The sequence below is a fragment of the Stenotrophomonas sp. PI_27 genome (genome assembly GCF_027854495.1).
Taxonomy (GTDB): Bacteria; Pseudomonadota; Gammaproteobacteria; order Xanthomonadales; family Xanthomonadaceae; genus Stenotrophomonas; species Stenotrophomonas pavanii.
Genome location: NZ_JAJNOF010000001.1, coordinates 17012 through 33841, shown reverse-complemented (window position 1 = coordinate 33841; position 16830 = coordinate 17012). Strand labels below are relative to the sequence as shown.

Sequence of the window (16830 nt, the reverse complement as noted above, 5' to 3'; positions counted from 1 at the left end):
CGTTACTCCTTCATTGCGTAGATCGCCGGCACGCAGCGCAGGGTCTCGTTGACGTCCATGCCGAAGCCGAAGACGTAACGGTCCGGCAGTTCGATGCCGGCGTAGTCGGCGGTCACGTCCGGCAGCGCGCGGTCGTGCTTCTTCACCGTCATCGCCGCGATGCGCACGTCGGTCGCGCCCTGTTCCAGGCACCAGGTGCGCACGCCCTGCAGGGTGTAGCCCTCGTCGAGGATGTCATCGACCAGCAGCACGCGGCGGCCGAACAGCGACGTGGCCGGCTTGTGCTTCCAGACCAGGTCGCCGCCGGTGGTTTCGCCGCGGTAACGGGTGGCATGCAGGTAATCGAACTGCACGTCCTGGCCACGCGCGCCCAGTTCCAGCGCCAGCTGGCCGGCGAACGGCAGCGCACCGTGCATGATCGACAGGAACAGCGGCACCTCGCCCTTGTAATCGCGCGCGATGGCGTCGGCGATCGCTGCGATGGCCTTGTCGATGGTGGGGCGGTCGACCAGCAGGTCAGCCTGGGCCAGGGCCTGGGAAATGGTGAGGTTGGGCATCAGACGGTTCTTCCAAGGGTTTCAAGCAGACGGGATTGGGTGTCGCCATGGCGGGCATCGGCCAGCAGGCCGTCCCAGCCGAGCGCGCCGCGGCCCAGCAGGCCCAGCAGCGCAGCAGTGTTCAGAGCGCGTCCCTGCACGGCGTGCAGGGCTTCGTCGACCAGTTCCGGGTGGCAGACCAGCACCACGTCGCAGCCCGCATCCAGATGCGCGTGCACGCGTGCCGGCACGCCACCGGCGCTGTGCGAGGCGGCCATGCCGATGTCATCGGAGAACACCACGCCACGGAAACCGAGCTCGCCACGCAGGATGTCCTGGATCCAGCGCGGTGAGTAGCCGGCGGGCTCCGGTGCCACCTGCGGATAGATCACGTGCGCCATCATCACCGCGTCGGCACCGGCGGCGATGCCGGCCTGGAACGGCACCAGGTCCTGGGCGCGCAGTTCGTCCAGCGCGCGCGGATCGATCGCGGTATCGACGTGGGTGTCTTCCAGCACGGTGCCGTGGCCGGGGAAATGCTTGAGCGTGGCGGCCATGCCGACCGCGTGCATGCCGCGCACATAGGCGGCGGTGAACGCGGCCACCACCTGCGGGTCTTCACTGAAGGCACGGTTGCCGATGGCGCGGTTGCCACGGCCCAGGTCGACCACCGGCGCGAAGCTCAGGTCCACGCCGCTGGCGCGCACTTCGCTGGCCATCAGCCAGGCGTGCTGCTCGGCCAGCGCCAGCGCCTGCTGCGGATCGGTGGCGTACAGCGCCCCGATGTCCTGCAGCGGCGGCAGCGCACTGTAGCCCTCGCGGAAACGCTGCACGCGGCCGCCTTCCTGGTCCACGCAGATCAGCTGTGGGCGCGGGGCGGCGGCACGGATCGCCGCACTCAGATCGGTCACCTGCTGGCGCGAGGCGAAGTTGCGCTTGAACAGCACCACTCCGGCCACGGCATCGTGCTGCAGCCAGTCACGTTCCTGGGCGGTCAGTTCGGTGCCGGCAACGCCGATCAGCAGCATGGTCGATCTCCACAACACGCGCCCGCATGGCGCAGTGCCGCATTGTCGCAGAACCGGCCGACAGGCGCAGGGGTCAGAACAAGGGGGAGCAGTGTGGGGTCAGAGCCCCTGCGGGCATCTGACCCCGGGGCCGGGATCCCCGCAGGGCGCTGCCCCCGATCTGCTCAGACCTTGCAGCCATCCGGGCCGCAGGCCTCGTCGCCGACCCCCGGGGTGGCCGCAGCCCCCTGCTCGGCGGCGATCTGGCGCAGCGCGTTGGCGAAGGCCTCGGGCGGCTGTGCCCCGGAAATGGCCCACTTTCCATCAATGACGAAGGTCGGCACCGAGGAAACGCCCAGCGCATGGGCCTGGCCGAGCTTGGCTTCGACCTCGGCCAGGCCGCGGTCGGAGGCCAGCATCTGCGCGATTTCGCCAGCGTCGAGGCCACCTGCCACGCCGGCCTTGATCAGCACCGAGGGGTCCGCCAGGTTCTGGCCATGCTCGAAGTGGGCGCGGAACAGCGCCTCGCCGACCGCGTCCTGCACGCCATGCTCGCCCGCCAACCACAGCAACCGGTGGGCCGGCAGCGTGGTCACCCGCACCTGGCCACGGCTGAAGTCCATCGGCAGGCCCTCGGCCCGCGCGGTGGTCTGGGTCTGGCCGAGGATCTGCTCGGTGCGCTCGACGCCACCGAACTTGCGCACGTATGCCTCGCGCAGCGGCACCGGGGTAGCGTCCGCATCCGGGTCCAGCTGGAACGGCTGCCAGTGGATATCGAGGTCAGGCGCGTTCTCGCCCAGCAACTGCACGCCCTGCTGGAAACGATGCTTGCCGATCCAGCACCAGGGGCAGACCACGTCGGAGTAGATGTCGATTCTCATCCCCACCACATGGGGCCCGTCGCCCTCGAAAAAAGGGGACGGAGGGATTAAGTCGTTTCCCGCACAGGTGGGGTAAAGACGACTTAATCCCCTCCGTCCCCTTTTTGGGGGATTTCACCACTGTGAATAGGGATGATTGGCCAGCGCTACGTTGTAGTAGCGGGCGTCGTCGGTCACTTCGGCACCGACCCAGTCCGGCAGGTCGATCGCCTGGTCGGCGCTGTCCAGTTCGACCTCCGCCACCACCAGGCCAGCGTTGTCACCGAGGAACTCGTCCACTTCCCAGGTAAGGCCGGCGTGTTCGACCAGATGGCGGCGCTTGTCGATCAGGCCACCGACGCACAGCGCCAGCAGGGCGCGCGCATCCTCCACCGGGATCGGGTAGTCGAACTCCTGGCGGGTATGGCCGATCGTGCGCGACTTCAGGTTCAGCGCGGCGTGGTCGCCTTCGATGCGCACGCGCACCGAGGCGTTCTGGGTGCCGCGGTCGAGCGCGCCCATGTCGTTGATGTAGCCCTGCGCCATCGGGATCACCCGATGCGCGGCGGTGCGCCAGCCCTCACTGCTGACGAGGAATTTGCGTTCGATTTCGATGCCCATGGCGCAATTATGCGCCACGGGTGATGACCGCCGCTCAGCGCTTCTCGAATACCGCGATGCTTTCCACGTGCGCGGTGTGCGGGAACATGTCCATCGCACCGGCACTGACCAGGGTGAAGCCCTGTTCGTTGACCAGATAGCCGGCATCGCGTGCCAGCGAGCCCGGGTGGCAGCTGACGTAGACGATGCGCTTGAACTGCTTCAGCGGCAGCTGCTGCAGCACTTCGATCGCGCCCGAGCGCGGCGGATCCAGCAGCAGCTTGTCGAAGCCCTGGCGCATCCACGGGGTGCTGCGCTGGTCCTGGGTCAGGTCGGCGCTGAAGAACTGTGCGTTGGCCAGGCCGTTGCGCTCGGCGTTCTCACGCGCACGCGCGACGAGGCCGGCATCGCCTTCGACGCCCACCACCTCGCGCACACGGCGGGCCAGCGGCAGGGTGAAGTTGCCCAGGCCACAGAACAGGTCCAGCACGCGCTCGTCCTCGCCCGGCTGCAGCAGGTCCAGGGCATGGGCGATCATCTTCTCGTTGAGCTTGGCATTGACCTGGATGAAATCCAGCGGGCGGAACGCCAGTTCAACGTCCCACGGCGCCAGCCGGAACGACAGCGGCACGCCCTGCCCGTCCAGCGGCTGCACGGTGTCCACGCCGCCGGACTGCAGGTAGATCACGAACCCATGCTGCTGGCCGAAGGCCGCCCAGGCCGCGCGGTCCGCATCGCTGAGCGGTTGCAGGTGGCGCACGGTCAGCACCACCGCCTGGTCACCGGCGATGAACTCGATCTGCGGGATGTCGCGCTTGCCATCGAGCGATTCGATGAAGGTGGACAGCGCCTCGACCTTGGTGCCGATTTCCGGAATCACCGTCAGGCATTGGCTGAGGTCGGCGACAAAACGCGGATCCTGTTCACGGAAGCCGACCAGGGTCTTGTCCTTCTTCTCGACCCGGCGCACCGAGAAGCGGCCCTTGCGGCGGTAACCCCAGCTTTCGCCGACCAGCGGCGGCAGCACGGTGCCCGGCTTCACATGGCCGATCCGCTCCAGGTTGTCCATCAGCACGCGCTGCTTGGCGACGATCTGCTGGGCCTCGTCCAGGTGCTGCAGCACGCAGCCGGCACAGGTGCCGAAATGGGGGCACTTCGGCGTCACCCGCTGCGGCGAGGCCTGCAGCACCTCCAGCGTGCGTGCCTCGTCGAAATGTCGGCTGCGGGCGGTCTGTTCAGCCTTCACCACCTCGCCGGGCAGGGCGCCGCTGACGAAGGTGACCTTGCCGCCCTCGCCTTCACGGCGGGCGACGCCGCGACCATCATGGCTGAGGTCGAGGATCTCGGTCTGGAACGGGGTACGGTCGGTGCGGGAGCGGGATCGGGCCACGTGGCAACAGGCTGCGGGCAAAAATGGGGGCGTATTGTCGCAGATCCTGACTGATGGGGTCCGGACCCGCTTGCGCCGGTGGCCGTCGTGCTTGATGATTGGGCCAGCTGACATGGAGGCAGCCCTGATGCAGATGACCCCGCGGGCCGCACGGCCCCGCTTCCTGCTTGTCGAGGACGACATCATCAGCCGCGGTTTTTTCAAGGCGGCGTTGGAAACGTTACCGGCGGATGTGGACACCGCAGATTCGCTGGCCAGTGCGCTGGCCAGTGCCGAACCCGGCGCGCATGATCTGTGGCTGATCGACGTCAACCTGCCGGACGGCAATGGCGCGCAGCTGCTGCGCGAGCTGCGCCGATCCCATCCGGACACGCCGGCGCTGGCGCATACCGCCGACGGCGATGCCACCATCCACGCCCGCCTGCGCGAAGCCGGCTTCAGTGACACGCTGGTCAAGCCCCTCGGACGCGACCAGCTGCTGAAAGCAGTGCGCCGCGCCCTGGTCAACAGCCCGGCGGGAATTTTCGTGGCGCAGGCCCCGGCCGCCGTCGAACTGCAGGTGCAGGACTGGGACGAGACTGCGGCATTGGCCGCGCTCAATGGCCAGCGCAACCATCTGATCGCCTTGCGCGAGCTGTTCCTGGCCGAGTTGCCCGGTGTTCGCGACGCGGTCGAGCAGGCGGTGGACCAGCACGACGAGCGCCAGCTGCGCAGCCAGTTGCATCGGCTGCAGGCGAGCTGTGGCTTCGTGGGGGCGGCCCGGTTGGGCCGGGCCGTGCGCCAGCTGCATTACGCACCCGACTCCGGGCAGGCCCAGGCGGGGTTCCGCGACGCGGTAGCTGCCCTGCTGCATTGAGGGGTGTTCGGCAGGGCTGCGCCCTGCACCTGCCGAGGCTTCAAACCAAGGCAACAGCAAAAGCAAAAGCTGGCATTCCGTGGGTTGGCGGGGCGGTGTCGGAGTGCGGGGACGCCGTGAACCCATCCATGGGGGCTTGGCAGCCGCATCCATGCGGCTGACACCCCGCCCTCCGACATCGCCCCACCTCTGACAGTTTTCCGCGATCGGGTAGATCCACGCCATGCGTGGATGAATCTCTATCAGATATCGAAATCAATCTGGGGTCGGATCCGTTTTCCTGCGGAAAACGGATCCGACCCCACGCCGTTCCGACAGCTCGCGGAACACTGTCGAAGGCGGGGTGGGTCCGGTTGCGGGAGTGTCCGCGGCATGGATGCCGCGGCCAAGCCCCCAGGGATGGGTTTACGGCGTCTCCCGCAACCGGACCCACCCCGCCTACCCACGGATAGCCAGCTTTTGCCGTTGACGTTGATTCGGCTTCGGCTTCGGCTTCGGCAGGTGCAGGGCTGCAAGCCCTGCCGCACACCCCCTACCTGCGGGGCGCAAGCTGCTCGAGCATTTCCCAGGACTTCAGCCCGCGCGCGCCCAGGTGATGGGCCAGGACCCGCCGCATCGGCAGGCGCAGGCTGGCCAGATCGGCGGCATCTGGCTCCTCGTCGGCCGCCAGGGCCAGCAGCGCCGAGCCAGTGGCCGTCGCCCGGCGCTCCCCGCCACGCTCGCTCAGCAGGCGCTGCGCCCCCTCCTGCGGGTCCAGTTCGTAGCGCGCCGCCGGGTCGATGGGCTGGCCGTCGCTGGCACTGTCCAGCGCAAAGCCCAGGCCCAGCGCGGCCAGCAGCTCGCGTTCGTAGCGACGCAGGGTCCAGGCCAGCCCGGCACCTACCGCCAGCCGTGCGCGTGCTTCGCCGTAAGCCAGGTACAGCTCCGGCAGCGGGTCCTGGCGCGGGGCCAGGCGCAGGGTCAGTTCACTCAGGTAGAAGCCGGCCAGCATCGCCTGGCCGACCAGGCGTGGCGCCGCATCCAGCGCTTCGGCACCCCGCAGCTGGGCCAGTTCGCCGCGCTGCTGGGCACTGAAGCGGATCCACTGCAACGGCTGCAGGGCGGCGCGCAGCACCTGGCCCTTGGCGGTGGACACGCCGCGCGCGAGCAGTCCGATACGGCCGTGCTGCGCGCTCAACACTTCGACCAGCAGGCTGGTCTCGCGGTAGGCCCGTGCGTGCAGCACGAAGCCGGTGTCGTCCTCGATCATCATCGAAGCGACCGCGACCGCTTACTCGTAACCGAAGGCCTTCAGTGCGGCCTCGTCGTCGGACCAGCCTTCACGCACGCGCACCCAGGTTTCCAGGAACACCTTGGCTCCGAACAGGCGTTCCATCTGCAGGCGCGACTTGGCGCCGATCTCTTTCAGGCGAGCGCCGCCCTTGCCGATCACGATGGCCTTCTGGCCCTCGCGCTCGACCCAGATCACCGCACCGATGCGCAGCAGATTGCCGTCTTCGGTGAAGCGCTCGATCTCGACCGTGGTGGCGTAAGGCAGTTCCTCGCCGAGCTGGCGCATCAGCTGCTCGCGCACCAGTTCACCGGCCAGGAAGCGCTGGCTGCGGTCGGTGATCTCGTCCTCGCCGAACATCGGCGGGGCTTCGGGCAGCAGCTTCAGCACGTCGCGCACCAGCGCTTCCAGGCCGTTGCGCTTCTGCGCCGAGATCGGGTGCACCGCGGCGAAGTCGCGGCCTTCGGTCACCTGCTGCAGGAACGGCAGCAGCGCGCCCTTTTCCTTCAGGCGATCGATCTTGTTGACCACCAGCACCACCGGGATGCCGGCGTCGCGCAGCACGTTGAAGGCCAGGCTGTCCTCTTCGTCCCAGCGGCCGGCTTCGATCACCAGCAGGCCGGCGTCGACGCCCTCCAGCGAGCCGCGCGCAGCGCGGTTCATCACCCGGTTCATCGCCCGCTTCTGCACCTTGTGCAGGCCGGGAGTATCGACCAGCACCAGCTGGCCTTCCGGATAGGTGGCGATGCCCAGCAGGCGATGGCGCGTGGTCTGCGGGCGGTTGGAGACGATGCTGACCTTGGCGCCGACCAGGGCATTGGTCAGGGTCGACTTGCCCACGTTCGGGCGGCCGATGACGGCCACGCTGCCGCAATGATGGGGAGTTTGTTCGCTCACTTGGAATCCAGTTGTTCTAGGACGGCCGCAGCCGCCTGTTGTTCGGCAAGCCGCCGCGAGGGGCCTTCGCCCTCGGTGCTGGCGGCCGGGTCAGCTACGTTGCAGCGTACCCGGAAATGTTTGGCGTGGTCGTCACCGGATTCTGACACCAGTTCGTACTGCGGCAACGCCTTCTGTCGGGCCTGCAGCCATTCCTGCAGGCGGGTCTTGGGGTCCTTCTCGGGCCGGCCGGAGGCCGGCAGTGCCTCGATCGAAGCGCTGAACCAGGGCAGTACCACCGCCCGGCAGGCCTCGAAACCGGCATCCAGGTAGATCGCAGCCACCACGGCTTCCAGCGCATCGGCCAGGATCGAATCGCGGCGGTGGCCGCCGGACTTCATCTCGCCCGGCCCCAGCGTCAGGCGTTCGCCCAGCTGCAGCGTGCGGGCGATCAGCGCCAGCGCCCCCTCGCGCACCAGCTCGGCGCGGGCGCGGGTCAGCGCGCCCTCGTCGGTCTTGGGCCAGCGCTGGTACAGCGCTTCGGCCACCATCATGTTGACGATGCTGTCGCCCAGGAATTCCAGGCGCTCGTTGTGCGGCGCGCCGGCACTGCGATGGGTCAGCGCCTGCGTGAGCAGCGCCGGGTCGCGGAAGGGATGACCGATCAGGTCGCCACGTTGGAAAGGTTTATTCGGCACCGCTTCGGGTCAGGTCCTGGGATGAATCGAATTTGCCAACCACATCCAGGTTGCCGACCAGCGGACGGCGCACTTCGTAGTTGACCTTGAGGGTCCAGCCATTGTCGCGACGGTCGAACTTCACGTTGGCCGGCTTCACGTTTTCCGAATAGTTGATGTACAGGCGCTTGAAGAACAGATCCTGGATCCGGGCCGGCTCCATGCTGCCCACGCCCGGCTCGTTGGCCAGGCTCTTCATCGCCGAGCGCACCGCGTAATACTCCTGGTACATCGGGAACAGCTTCATGCCGATGTACAGGAAGAAACCGACCACGATCAGGACCGTCAGGAACGAGGTCAGGGTCATGCCACGCTGCGTGTTCATCGTCTTCATTGCGTTCTCCCCAGATACGCGTTGGATGTGAAGGTACTCAGTTGATGCCCGAGCCGATCCGCGACGGCTCGAAGCCATCCTTGCAGAACCAGCCCTGGCAGTTCAGCCAGATCAGGAAGGCCTTGCCGCGCAGGTTTTCTTCCGGCAGCAGCCCCCAGAAACGGCCATCATCGCTGTTGTCACGGTTGTCACCCATCACCAGGTACTTGCCGGCCGGCACGGTCCACTGGCCCTGGCCACGCGGGTAGTCGGTCTCCAGCACGGTGTGGGTGCGGCCCGGCAGGTGCTCGACCAGCAGGTTGGCACCCTCGCCCTGGCCCTTGTGCCCGGCATAGATGCCCTTGTTGTCGTACTTCAGCGGCTCGCCGTTGAGGATCACGCCGTCGCCTTCGAAGACCACGGTGTCACCCGGCACGCCGATCACGCGCTTGATGAAGTTCTCGCCCTTGGCCGGATCATTGTCGCTGTGGCCGGGGAAGTGGAACACCACCACGTCACCGCGCGACGGCTCGCCAAACGGCACGATCTTGGTGTTGCTGATCGGCAGGCGCAGGCCGTAGGAGAACTTGTTGACCAGGATGAAATCGCCGATCAGCAGGTTCGGCATCATCGAGCTGGACGGGATCTTGTACGGCTCGGCGATGAAACTGCGCACGATCAGCACGATCGCCAGCACCGGGAAGAACGCACGCGAGTAGTCCACCAGCACCGGCTCGGAGTCGAGCAGGCCCGCGCGCTGGGCGCGACGCTTGGCGAGGTACAGCTTGTCCGCGAGCAGGATCAGGCCCGAGGCCAGGGTCAGCACGACCAGGAGGATCTCAAACAGTTTCATTCAGGGTCCTTTGCAACGTCACCAGACGACCGGCCCTGCAGGGCCGGTGCGGGCCTTACTTGTTGTCCATCTGCAGGACGGCCAGGAACGCTTCCTGCGGAATCTCCACGCGTCCGACCTGCTTCATGCGCTTCTTGCCTTCCTTCTGCTTTTCCAGAAGCTTCTTCTTGCGCGAAACGTCGCCACCATAGCACTTGGCCAGCACGTTCTTGCGCATGGCCTTGACCGTGGTGCGGGCGATGATCTGCGAGCCGACGGCAGCCTGGATGGCCACGTCGAACATCTGGCGCGGGATCAGGTCCTTCATCTTCTCGCACAGTTCGCGGCCACGGCGATCGGCGTGGCTGCGGTGCACGATCAGCGACAGCGCATCGACCTTGTCACCGTTGATCAGCACGTCCACGCGCACGAACGGGCCTGCGTCGAAGCGCACGAAGTGGTAATCGAGCGAGGCATAGCCGCGGCTGACCGACTTCAGCTTGTCGAAGAAGTCCAGCACCACCTCGGCCATCGGCAGCTCGTAGCTGATCTGCACCTGGCTGCCCAGGTAGTTGATGCCGATCTGGCTGCCGCGCTTTTCTTCGCACAGCTTGATGATGTTGCCGATGTACTCCTCGGGGGTGAGCACGTTGGCGCGGATGATCGGCTCGCGGATCTCCTCGACCTGGTTCACCGGCGGCAGCTTGGCCGGGTTGTCCATGTTGATGATCGAGCCATCGGTCTTCAGGACCTCGTACACCACCGTCGGCGCGGTGCTGATCAGGTCCAGGTTGTATTCGCGTTCCAGGCGTTCCTGCACGATTTCCATGTGCAGCATGCCCAGGAAGCCGCAGCGGAAGCCGAAGCCCATCGCTTCGGAGCTTTCCGGCTCGAAGCGCAGCGCGGCATCGTTCAGGCGCAGCTTGTCCAGCGCTTCGCGCAGGTCCGGGTAGTCCTCGGCATCGACCGGGAACAGGCCGGCGAACACGCGCGGCTGCATTTCCTGGAAGCCCGGCAGCGGCTTGGGCGCCGGGTCGCCAGCCAGGGTGAGGGTGTCGCCGACCGGCGCACCATGCACGTCCTTGATGCTGGCGGTGACCCAACCCACTTCACCGGCACGCAGCGCCGGCAGCACTTTCCGCTTCGGCGTGAACACGCCGACGTTGTCGACCTGGTGGTTGCGGCCGGTCGACATCACCTGCAGCTTGTCACCGGCCTTGATCTCGCCCTGCATCACGCGCACCAGCGACACCACGCCGAGGTAGTTGTCGAACCACGAGTCGATGATCAGCGCCTGCAGCTTGTCGGTGTCGCGCGGCGCCGGCGGCGGAATGCGGTGCACGATCGCTTCCAGCACGTCCTGCACGTTCAGGCCGGTCTTGGCACTGACCGGCACGGCGTCGGAGGCATCGATGCCGATCACGGCCTCGATCTCGGCCTTGGCGCGCTCGATGTCGGCGGTGGGCAGGTCGATCTTGTTGATCACCGGCACCACTTCCAGGCCCTGCTCCACGGCGGTGTAGCAGTTGGCCACCGACTGGGCTTCCACGCCCTGCGCCGCATCGACCACCAGCAGCGCGCCTTCGCAGGCGGCCAGCGAGCGGCTGACTTCATAGGAGAAGTCGACATGCCCGGGGGTGTCGATGAAGTTCAGGTGGTAGGTCTGCCCGTCCTTGGCCAGGTAGGGCAGCGACACCGACTGTGCCTTGATCGTGATGCCACGCTCGCGCTCGATCGGATTGGAGTCGAGCACCTGCGCTTCCATCTCGCGGGCCTGCAGGCCACCACAGAGCTGGATGATGCGGTCGGCCAGCGTGGACTTGCCGTGGTCGACATGGGCGATGATGGAGAAGTTGCGGATGTTCCGCATCGAATCAGAAGACATAGGTGGCGGCGGCGCGCGGCGTCGTCAGGGTAACGGTCGATTATCGCATGCCCGGCGCCCCGCCGCGAAAACGGCCGCATCGTGCCCGCCCTGGAACGGCCGAAGCCCCGCCGGGGCGGGGCTTCGGGGGGAGACGCAGGCCGCCGGAGCGGCCCCGGCGGGCCTTACTGGCCGGCCTTGACCGCCACGAAGGCGCTGTTGCCGTTGGCCGTGCGGACCAGCAGCATCACTACGTCGTCCTTCTTGAAGCTGGACAGCGCCCGGTTCAGGGCATCCACGCTGCCGACTGCGACCCGGCCAACCTGCAGGATCACCATGCCCGGCGACAGCCCGGCATCACGCGCGGCCTGGCCCTTGACCGCAGTGATACGCACGCCTTCGTTGCCGTTGAGCCCGAACTGCTTGCGCTGGGCCGCGCTCAGGTCGCTCACGTCCAGCCCCAGCAGGGCATTGACGCCGGTCTGCGGCGCCGCCTCGGCCCCGCCGGCCGCCGGCCCGCGGGCAGTGGCCTGGCCGTCTTCACTCAGTGCGGTCAGGGTCGCGCTGAGGTCATGCGGCTTGCCGTCGCGGTACACCACCAGGTTGACCTTGCTGCCCGGCGCCATTGCACCGATCAGCGGCGGCAGATCGGACCAGCTGTTGACCGGGCTGCCGTTGACCGAGCGGATGACATCGCCCACCTGCACGCCCGCCTTGGCGGCCGCACTGCCGGCCACGATCTGGTTGACCAGGGCGCCACGGCTGTCCGGCAGGCCCAGGCCCTGCGCCTTCAGCGAATCGATCGGCTCGACCACCGCGCCGAGCTGGCCCCGGGTGACCTTGCCGCTCTTCTTGATCTGTTCGACCGCACTCATCGCCAGATCGATCGGGATCGCGAAGCTGATGCCCATGTAGCCGCCGGAGGCGGAGAAGATCTGCGAGTTGATGCCGACCACCTCGCCGCGGGTATTCAGCAGCGGGCCACCGGAATTGCCCTGGTTGATCGCCACGTCGGTCTGGATGAACGGCACGTAGCGCTGGTCGGGGCCCCCCGTACTGCGGCCGACGGCGCTGACCACGCCCGCGGTAACGGAATGGTCGAGGCCGAACGGCGAGCCGATCGCGACGACCCATTGGCCCGGCTTCAGGGTGTTGGAATCCCCCACGCGCACGGTCGGCAGGTTCTTGCCGTCGATCTTCAGCAGCGCAACGTCGTACTGCTGGTCGCTGCCCACCACCTTGGCGGTGAACTCACGGCTGTCGCCCAGCTTGACCTTCACGTCGCTGGCGTCGGCCACCACGTGGTAGTTGGTCAGCACATAGCCATCGGGCGAGATGATGAAGCCCGAGCCCATGCCACGGCCCTTGATGCTCGGGCCACCGTCCGGCCCACCCGGCCCCTGCCCCGGCATCGGGAAGTCGGGACCAAAGAAGCGGCGGAAGAACTCCGGCATGTCATCGTCGCCCATCGGGCCGCGCGCGGCCTGGCGGTTGTTGCGGACGATGGTGGTATCGACGTTGACCACGCCCGGGCCGACCTGTTCGACCAGGTTGGTGAAGTCGGGCAGGCCACTGACCAGCGGCTGCGCCGGTGCCCGCGCGGCCGCGGCTGGCGCGGGCTGGGTCTGCGCGACGGGCGCCGGCGCCTGCGCGCAGGCCGCCAGGGGAAGGGTCAGGGCCAGCAGGCCAATGGCCTGCGTGCGAAGTCGGGGAATCATCGGACGGCAACCTCCGGGTCGGATGGAAAGAGGAATACGGGCCCCGCCGACGGCGGGGCGTGAAGGCCCGGCTCAGTCGCGCGGGCGCGGCGGCACCGGCAGCTCGTCCTGCAGGCGCGGCTCGAACGGATAGAACGCCGCGCCGCCGGCATGGGCCGGGAAGCTGGCATTGAGTGCGCCACCGGCAGCGGGCGCCAGGCTGGAGCGCGGCCACGGCCGGGCCTGCAGTCCGCCCACCTCGCCGAACGGCAGGTTGCGGTTGGCGTTGGCCGGCACGGTCGGGGTCAACGGCGCCGGCGCTGCGGCGATGGCCCGTTGCGGGGCCTCATCGCGCTGCGCCGCACGCCCGGCCTGCTGGGTACGCGTGGCGCTGGCACGGCGGGCGTCCTGGCGGCGGCTGGAGGCGGCCATCGCCACGGCCGGCGCAGCAGCCACGGCCATCGCGGCCGTATCCACCGACGCCTCGGTCACCGCGGCCGGTGCGGTCGGTGCCGGCGCCAGTTCCGCCTGGCTGGCGATCACCTGCGGCGCCAGCGGTTCACCCGGCGTCGCCTCCTTCAGTTTCTCACCGCCGATGAACAGCGCGACGGCGGCCACCGACGCGGCCAGGGCGGCGCCGCCGCCCCAGGCCCGCCAGCCACCGCGGCGCACCTGGCGACGCGGCTCGGACGGTGGCACCGGCTCGGCGGCGATGGCAGCGGCCACGGCGGCGCTGAAGCCGGCCGGCGCCAGCGCCGGGGCCTGCCCGCGCATCACGTCGCCCAGCAGCTGCCAGCGCTCCTGGCAGCCGGCCAGTTCGGGGTCGTGCTCCATGCGGCGCAGCAGGAAGCGCGCTTCATCGGCACCGAGCTCGCCATCGACCAGCGCCGACAGCTGCTCGCGATGGCGCTGGTCCAGGCGCTGCCCGGCGGGCGATTGATGGTTCTGCGATTCGTTGAACGGGTTACTGGTCATACGCGGCTCTTCTCACGGGTGGCGCTGCCGATGTCCAACAGCGGCCGGAGTTCGGTGTCGATCGCCTCGCGCGCCCGGAAGATCCGTGAACGCACGGTGCCGATCGGGCACCCCATCTTCTGCGCGATATCCTCGTAGCTCAGGCCTTCCACCTCGCGCAGGGTGATCGCCGACCGGAGTTCTTCCGGCAGCGCGTTGACGGCCTTCATCACCGTCTGTTCCAGTTCCTGGCGCATCAACTCGCGTTCGGGCGTATCGGTGTCGCGCAGGCGGGTACCGCTGTCGAACTGTTCGGCATCGCCGATGTCGATGTCATCGGTCGGCGGCCGTCGATTGTGTGAAGCCAGGTAGTTTTTGGCGGTATTCACGGCGATTCGATGCAACCAGGTTGAGAACTGGGCATCGCCACGGAAACTCCCGATCGCGCGGTAGGCACGGATGAAAGTGTCCTGGGCGACGTCCTGACATTCGCTCCAGTCGGCGATGTAGCGACCGACCAGGGCCACGACCCGATGCTGGTACTTGCGCACCAGGACATCGAACGCGGCACTCTCGCCGTGCTGCACGCGCCGGACCAGCTCCAGATCCAGCTCCTGAGGTGTATCAACATCGGCCATGAGGGGCCGCACTCCTGTCAGCCCAACCGACGTCGGGCAATGAGACTGCCAATCCCGGGAAAAGTTCAGTCGCCGATCACCTGGCGCCGCACCAGCTTTTAACCACCGTTCCGTTAGCGTTCCGGTCCACGGCCATGGATCCGGGGACGCCACACCCCTGCTATTGGGATTTGACGCGGGGGAAACAACCTCTGGATCATAGCCGCTTCTCCATACACAACCGGATGGAACGTCCATGCTCTCAGGCTTCGATGGTCTCCGCTTCAGCCACTGGCACCCCGAGATCCGCGACGACGGCGTGGTGGTTCTCTCCCTGGATCGCCAGGACAGCAGCGTCAATGCGATGTCGCAGGACGTGCTGCTGGAACTGGGCGACCTGCTTGAGCGCATTGCCCTGGACCCGCCCAAGGGCGTGGTCATCCAGTCGTTGAAGAAGGCCGGCTTCATTGCCGGTGCCGACCTGAAGGAGTTCCAGGAATTCGATCGGCGCGGCACCGTCAACGACGCGATCCGTCGCGGCCAGGCCACGTACCAGAAGCTGGCCGAGCTGCCCTGCCCTACGGTGGCCGCCATCCACGGCCACTGCCTGGGCGGCGGCACCGAGCTGGCGCTGGCCTGCCGCTACCGTGTGGCGTCCAATGACAGCAGCACCCGCATCGGCCTGCCGGAAACCCAGCTGGGCATCTTCCCCGGCTGGGGCGGCAGCGCGCGCCTGCCGCAGCTGGTGGGCGCTCCCGCAGCGATGGACATGATGTTGACCGGCCGTACCCTGTCGGCCTCGGCCGCGCGTGGCATCGGCTTGGTCGACAAGGTGGTGGCACCGGCAGTGGTGCTCGACACCGCCGTGGCGCTGGCCCTGTCCGGCACCACCCGCCCGTTCAAGCAGCGCGCCACCGCGTGGGCCACCAACACCTGGCTGGCGCGCACGCTGCTGGCCCCGCAGATGGTCAAGCAGGTCGCGCGCAAGGCGAAGAAGGACCAGTATCCGGCGCCGTATGCGCTGATCAGCACCTGGCAGCGCAGCGGCGGCAAGCCGATCCAGGCCCGCCTGGACGCCGAACGCCGTGCGGTGGTGAAGCTGGCGAGCACGCCGACCGCGCGCAACCTGATCCGCATCTTCTTCCTGACCGAACGCCTGAAGGGCCTGGGCGGCGGTGATTCCGGCATCCGCCACGTGCACGTGGTCGGTGCTGGCGTGATGGGCGGTGACATCGCCGCATGGGCCGCCTACAAGGGCTTCGAGGTGACCCTGCAGGACCGCGAGCAGCGCTTCATCGACCCGGCCATGGAGCGCGCGCAGGCGCTGTTCGCCAAGAAGGTGCGCGATGAAAGCAAGCGCCCTGCCGTGGCCGCGCGCCTGCGCGCCGACCTGGAAGGCCACGGTGTGGCCGAGGCCGACCTGGTGATCGAAGCGATCATCGAGAACCCTGAGGCCAAGCGTGCGCTGTACCAGACGCTGGAACCGAAGATGAAGCTGGACGCGCTGCTGACCACCAATACCTCGTCGATTCCGTTGGTGGAACTGCGCGACCACATCCAGCGCCCGGCGCAGTTCGCTGGCCTGCACTACTTCAATCCGGTCGCGCAGATGCCGCTGGTGGAGATCATCCACCACGACGGCATGGCGCCGGAAACCGAGCGCCGCCTGGCCGCGTTCTGCAAGGCGCTGGGCAAGTTCCCGGTGCCGGTGGCCGGCAGCCCGGGCTTCCTGGTCAACCGCGTGCTGTTCCCGTACATGCTGGAAGCGGCCACCGCCTATGCCGAGGGCATTCCGGGCCCGGTGATCGACAGGGCTGCGGTGAAGTTCGGCATGCCGATGGGCCCGATCGAGCTGATCGACACGGTCGGCCTGGACGTGGCCGCCGGCGTCGGCCGCGAACTGGCGCCGTTCCTGGGCCTGCAGATCCCGGCCGCGCTGCAGACGGTGGAACCGGACAAGCGCGGCAAGAAGGATGGCCAGGGCATCTACACCTGGGAGAACGGCAAGCCGAAGAAGCCGGACGTGGCCAGTGACTACCAAGCCCCGGCCGATCTGGAGGACCGCCTGATCCTGCCGCTGTTGAACGAAGCGGTGGCCTGCCTGCACGAGGGCGTGGTGGCCGACGCGGACCTGCTGGATGCTGGCGTGATCTTCGGTACTGGTTTCGCGCCGTTCCGCGGCGGTCCGATCCAGCACATCCGCGCGGTCGGTGCCGATGCGATCGTCGAGCGGCTGAAGGCGCTGCAGCAGCGCCACGGCGACCGCTTCGCCCCGCGCCCGGGCTGGGACAACCCCGCCCTGCGCGAACCGGTGGTCTGAGTTTATCGGCCGGGCCTGCGGCCCGGCCCCCGCAGAGGCAACGTCAAGTTCCACAGCAGAAGCCAGAGCCAAAGCGGCTCTGGCTTTTCTGTTTGTTGGGC

16 protein-coding genes are annotated in these 16830 nt (G+C 67.8%); 2 read left to right on the top strand and 14 right to left on the bottom strand.

The window, feature by feature from the left end; all coding sequences use genetic code 11:
- Nucleotides 1-2 precede the first annotated feature (2 nt).
- From LRM18_RS00145 to rlmD, 5 genes are all read right to left on the bottom strand, one after another.
- Nucleotides 3-557 (bottom strand): hypoxanthine-guanine phosphoribosyltransferase, encoded by a 555-nt coding sequence (locus LRM18_RS00145; RefSeq protein WP_005418223.1) that lies wholly within the window; start codon nt 555-557, stop codon nt 3-5.
- A complete protein-coding gene (nagZ, locus tag LRM18_RS00140) occupies nt 557-1564 on the bottom strand; it encodes a beta-N-acetylhexosaminidase (RefSeq protein WP_053506378.1) in 1008 nt (335 codons plus the stop codon). The genes LRM18_RS00145 and nagZ overlap by 1 nt, the downstream gene beginning before the upstream one ends.
- Nucleotides 1565-1728: 164 nt before the next feature.
- A complete protein-coding gene (locus LRM18_RS00135) occupies nt 1729-2424 on the bottom strand; it encodes a DsbA family oxidoreductase (RefSeq protein ID WP_270948796.1) in 696 nt (231 codons plus the stop codon).
- Nucleotides 2425-2538: 114 nt separating this feature from the next.
- Entirely contained in the window at nt 2539-3024 is a 486-nt protein-coding gene (locus tag LRM18_RS00130; RefSeq protein ID WP_053506380.1) for a CYTH domain-containing protein, read from the bottom strand.
- A 34-nt stretch (nt 3025-3058) separates the two neighbouring features.
- On the bottom strand, nt 3059-4393 hold the full coding sequence (gene rlmD / locus LRM18_RS00125) for a 23S rRNA (uracil(1939)-C(5))-methyltransferase RlmD (protein ID WP_053461033.1): 1335 nt from the start codon (nt 4391-4393) through the stop codon (nt 3059-3061).
- A gap of 127 nt (nt 4394-4520) precedes the next feature.
- Between rlmD and LRM18_RS00120 the strand changes: the two genes are divergently transcribed.
- Nucleotides 4521-5249: a response regulator gene (locus tag LRM18_RS00120; protein ID WP_057493175.1), complete on the top strand. Its 729-nt coding sequence runs from the start codon at nt 4521-4523 to the stop codon at nt 5247-5249.
- A gap of 532 nt (nt 5250-5781) precedes the next feature.
- On the opposite strand, the gene recO is transcribed toward LRM18_RS00120, so the two are convergent.
- The 9 genes from recO to rpoE form a co-directional block, all read right to left on the bottom strand.
- Nucleotides 5782-6501 carry a DNA repair protein RecO gene (gene recO / locus LRM18_RS00115; RefSeq protein ID WP_270948788.1) on the bottom strand — a complete coding sequence of 240 codons (720 nt, stop codon included), beginning with the start codon at nt 6499-6501 and terminating at the stop codon, nt 5782-5784.
- Nucleotides 6502-6519: 18 nt separating this feature from the next.
- Nucleotides 6520-7416 carry a GTPase Era gene (gene era / locus LRM18_RS00110; RefSeq protein WP_005410599.1) on the bottom strand — a complete coding sequence of 299 codons (897 nt, stop codon included), beginning with the start codon at nt 7414-7416 and terminating at the stop codon, nt 6520-6522.
- Nucleotides 7413-8093 (bottom strand): ribonuclease III, encoded by a 681-nt coding sequence (gene rnc, locus LRM18_RS00105; RefSeq protein ID WP_053461035.1) that lies wholly within the window; start codon nt 8091-8093, stop codon nt 7413-7415. Before rnc ends, era begins: the two co-directional genes overlap by 4 nt.
- Complete coding sequence (locus tag LRM18_RS00100) at nt 8083-8466, bottom strand: DUF4845 domain-containing protein (RefSeq protein WP_049464366.1); 384 nt, start codon at nt 8464-8466, stop codon at nt 8083-8085. Before LRM18_RS00100 ends, rnc begins: the two co-directional genes overlap by 11 nt.
- 37 nt (nt 8467-8503) lie before the next feature.
- Nucleotides 8504-9298 carry a signal peptidase I gene (gene lepB / locus LRM18_RS00095; RefSeq protein ID WP_049464368.1) on the bottom strand — a complete coding sequence of 265 codons (795 nt, stop codon included), beginning with the start codon at nt 9296-9298 and terminating at the stop codon, nt 8504-8506.
- A 55-nt stretch (nt 9299-9353) separates the two neighbouring features.
- Nucleotides 9354-11147, bottom strand: coding sequence for a translation elongation factor 4 (gene lepA / locus LRM18_RS00090; protein ID WP_049435304.1), 1794 nt, complete (start codon nt 11145-11147; stop codon nt 9354-9356).
- A 179-nt stretch (nt 11148-11326) separates the two neighbouring features.
- Nucleotides 11327-12859 carry a DegQ family serine endoprotease gene (locus tag LRM18_RS00085; RefSeq protein ID WP_057493446.1) on the bottom strand — a complete coding sequence of 511 codons (1533 nt, stop codon included), beginning with the start codon at nt 12857-12859 and terminating at the stop codon, nt 11327-11329.
- A gap of 72 nt (nt 12860-12931) precedes the next feature.
- On the bottom strand, nt 12932-13813 hold the full coding sequence (locus tag LRM18_RS00080; RefSeq protein WP_057493447.1) for a sigma-E factor negative regulatory protein: 882 nt from the start codon (nt 13811-13813) through the stop codon (nt 12932-12934).
- Nucleotides 13810-14430: an RNA polymerase sigma factor RpoE gene (rpoE, locus tag LRM18_RS00075; protein WP_014038091.1), complete on the bottom strand. Its 621-nt coding sequence runs from the start codon at nt 14428-14430 to the stop codon at nt 13810-13812. The genes LRM18_RS00080 and rpoE overlap by 4 nt, the downstream gene beginning before the upstream one ends.
- A gap of 235 nt (nt 14431-14665) precedes the next feature.
- Here rpoE and LRM18_RS00070 point away from each other — a divergent pair, with 235 nt between their 5' ends.
- Nucleotides 14666-16729, top strand: coding sequence for a 3-hydroxyacyl-CoA dehydrogenase NAD-binding domain-containing protein (locus LRM18_RS00070; protein ID WP_049466844.1), 2064 nt, complete (start codon nt 14666-14668; stop codon nt 16727-16729).
- Nucleotides 16730-16830: the final 101 nt, after the last annotated feature.

What these genes read in the sequence shown, in the direction of transcription:
- recO (WP_270948788.1), bottom strand. Translation starts at nt 6,501, where the DNA reads ATGATGATCGAGGACGACACCGGCTTCGTGCTGCACGCACGGGCCTAC.
- LRM18_RS00135 (WP_270948796.1), bottom strand. Translation starts at nt 2,424, where the DNA reads ATGAGAATCGACATCTACTCCGACGTGGTCTGCCCCTGGTGCTGGATC.
- LRM18_RS00100 (WP_049464366.1), bottom strand. Translation starts at nt 8,466, where the DNA reads ATGAAGACGATGAACACGCAGCGTGGCATGACCCTGACCTCGTTCCTG.
- lepB (WP_049464368.1), bottom strand. Translation starts at nt 9,298, where the DNA reads ATGAAACTGTTTGAGATCCTCCTGGTCGTGCTGACCCTGGCCTCGGGC.
- rpoE (WP_014038091.1), bottom strand. Translation starts at nt 14,430, where the DNA reads ATGGCCGATGTTGATACACCTCAGGAGCTGGATCTGGAGCTGGTCCGG.
- LRM18_RS00145 (WP_005418223.1), bottom strand. Translation starts at nt 557, where the DNA reads ATGCCCAACCTCACCATTTCCCAGGCCCTGGCCCAGGCTGACCTGCTG.
- lepA (WP_049435304.1), bottom strand. Translation starts at nt 11,147, where the DNA reads ATGCGGAACATCCGCAACTTCTCCATCATCGCCCATGTCGACCACGGC.
- nagZ (WP_053506378.1), bottom strand. Translation starts at nt 1,564, where the DNA reads ATGCTGCTGATCGGCGTTGCCGGCACCGAACTGACCGCCCAGGAACGT.
- LRM18_RS00085 (WP_057493446.1), bottom strand. Translation starts at nt 12,859, where the DNA reads ATGATTCCCCGACTTCGCACGCAGGCCATTGGCCTGCTGGCCCTGACC.
- LRM18_RS00070 (WP_049466844.1), top strand. Translation starts at nt 14,666, where the DNA reads ATGCTCTCAGGCTTCGATGGTCTCCGCTTCAGCCACTGGCACCCCGAG.
- LRM18_RS00130 (WP_053506380.1), bottom strand. Translation starts at nt 3,024, where the DNA reads ATGGGCATCGAAATCGAACGCAAATTCCTCGTCAGCAGTGAGGGCTGG.
- LRM18_RS00120 (WP_057493175.1), top strand. Translation starts at nt 4,521, where the DNA reads ATGCAGATGACCCCGCGGGCCGCACGGCCCCGCTTCCTGCTTGTCGAG.
- LRM18_RS00080 (WP_057493447.1), bottom strand. Translation starts at nt 13,813, where the DNA reads ATGACCAGTAACCCGTTCAACGAATCGCAGAACCATCAATCGCCCGCC.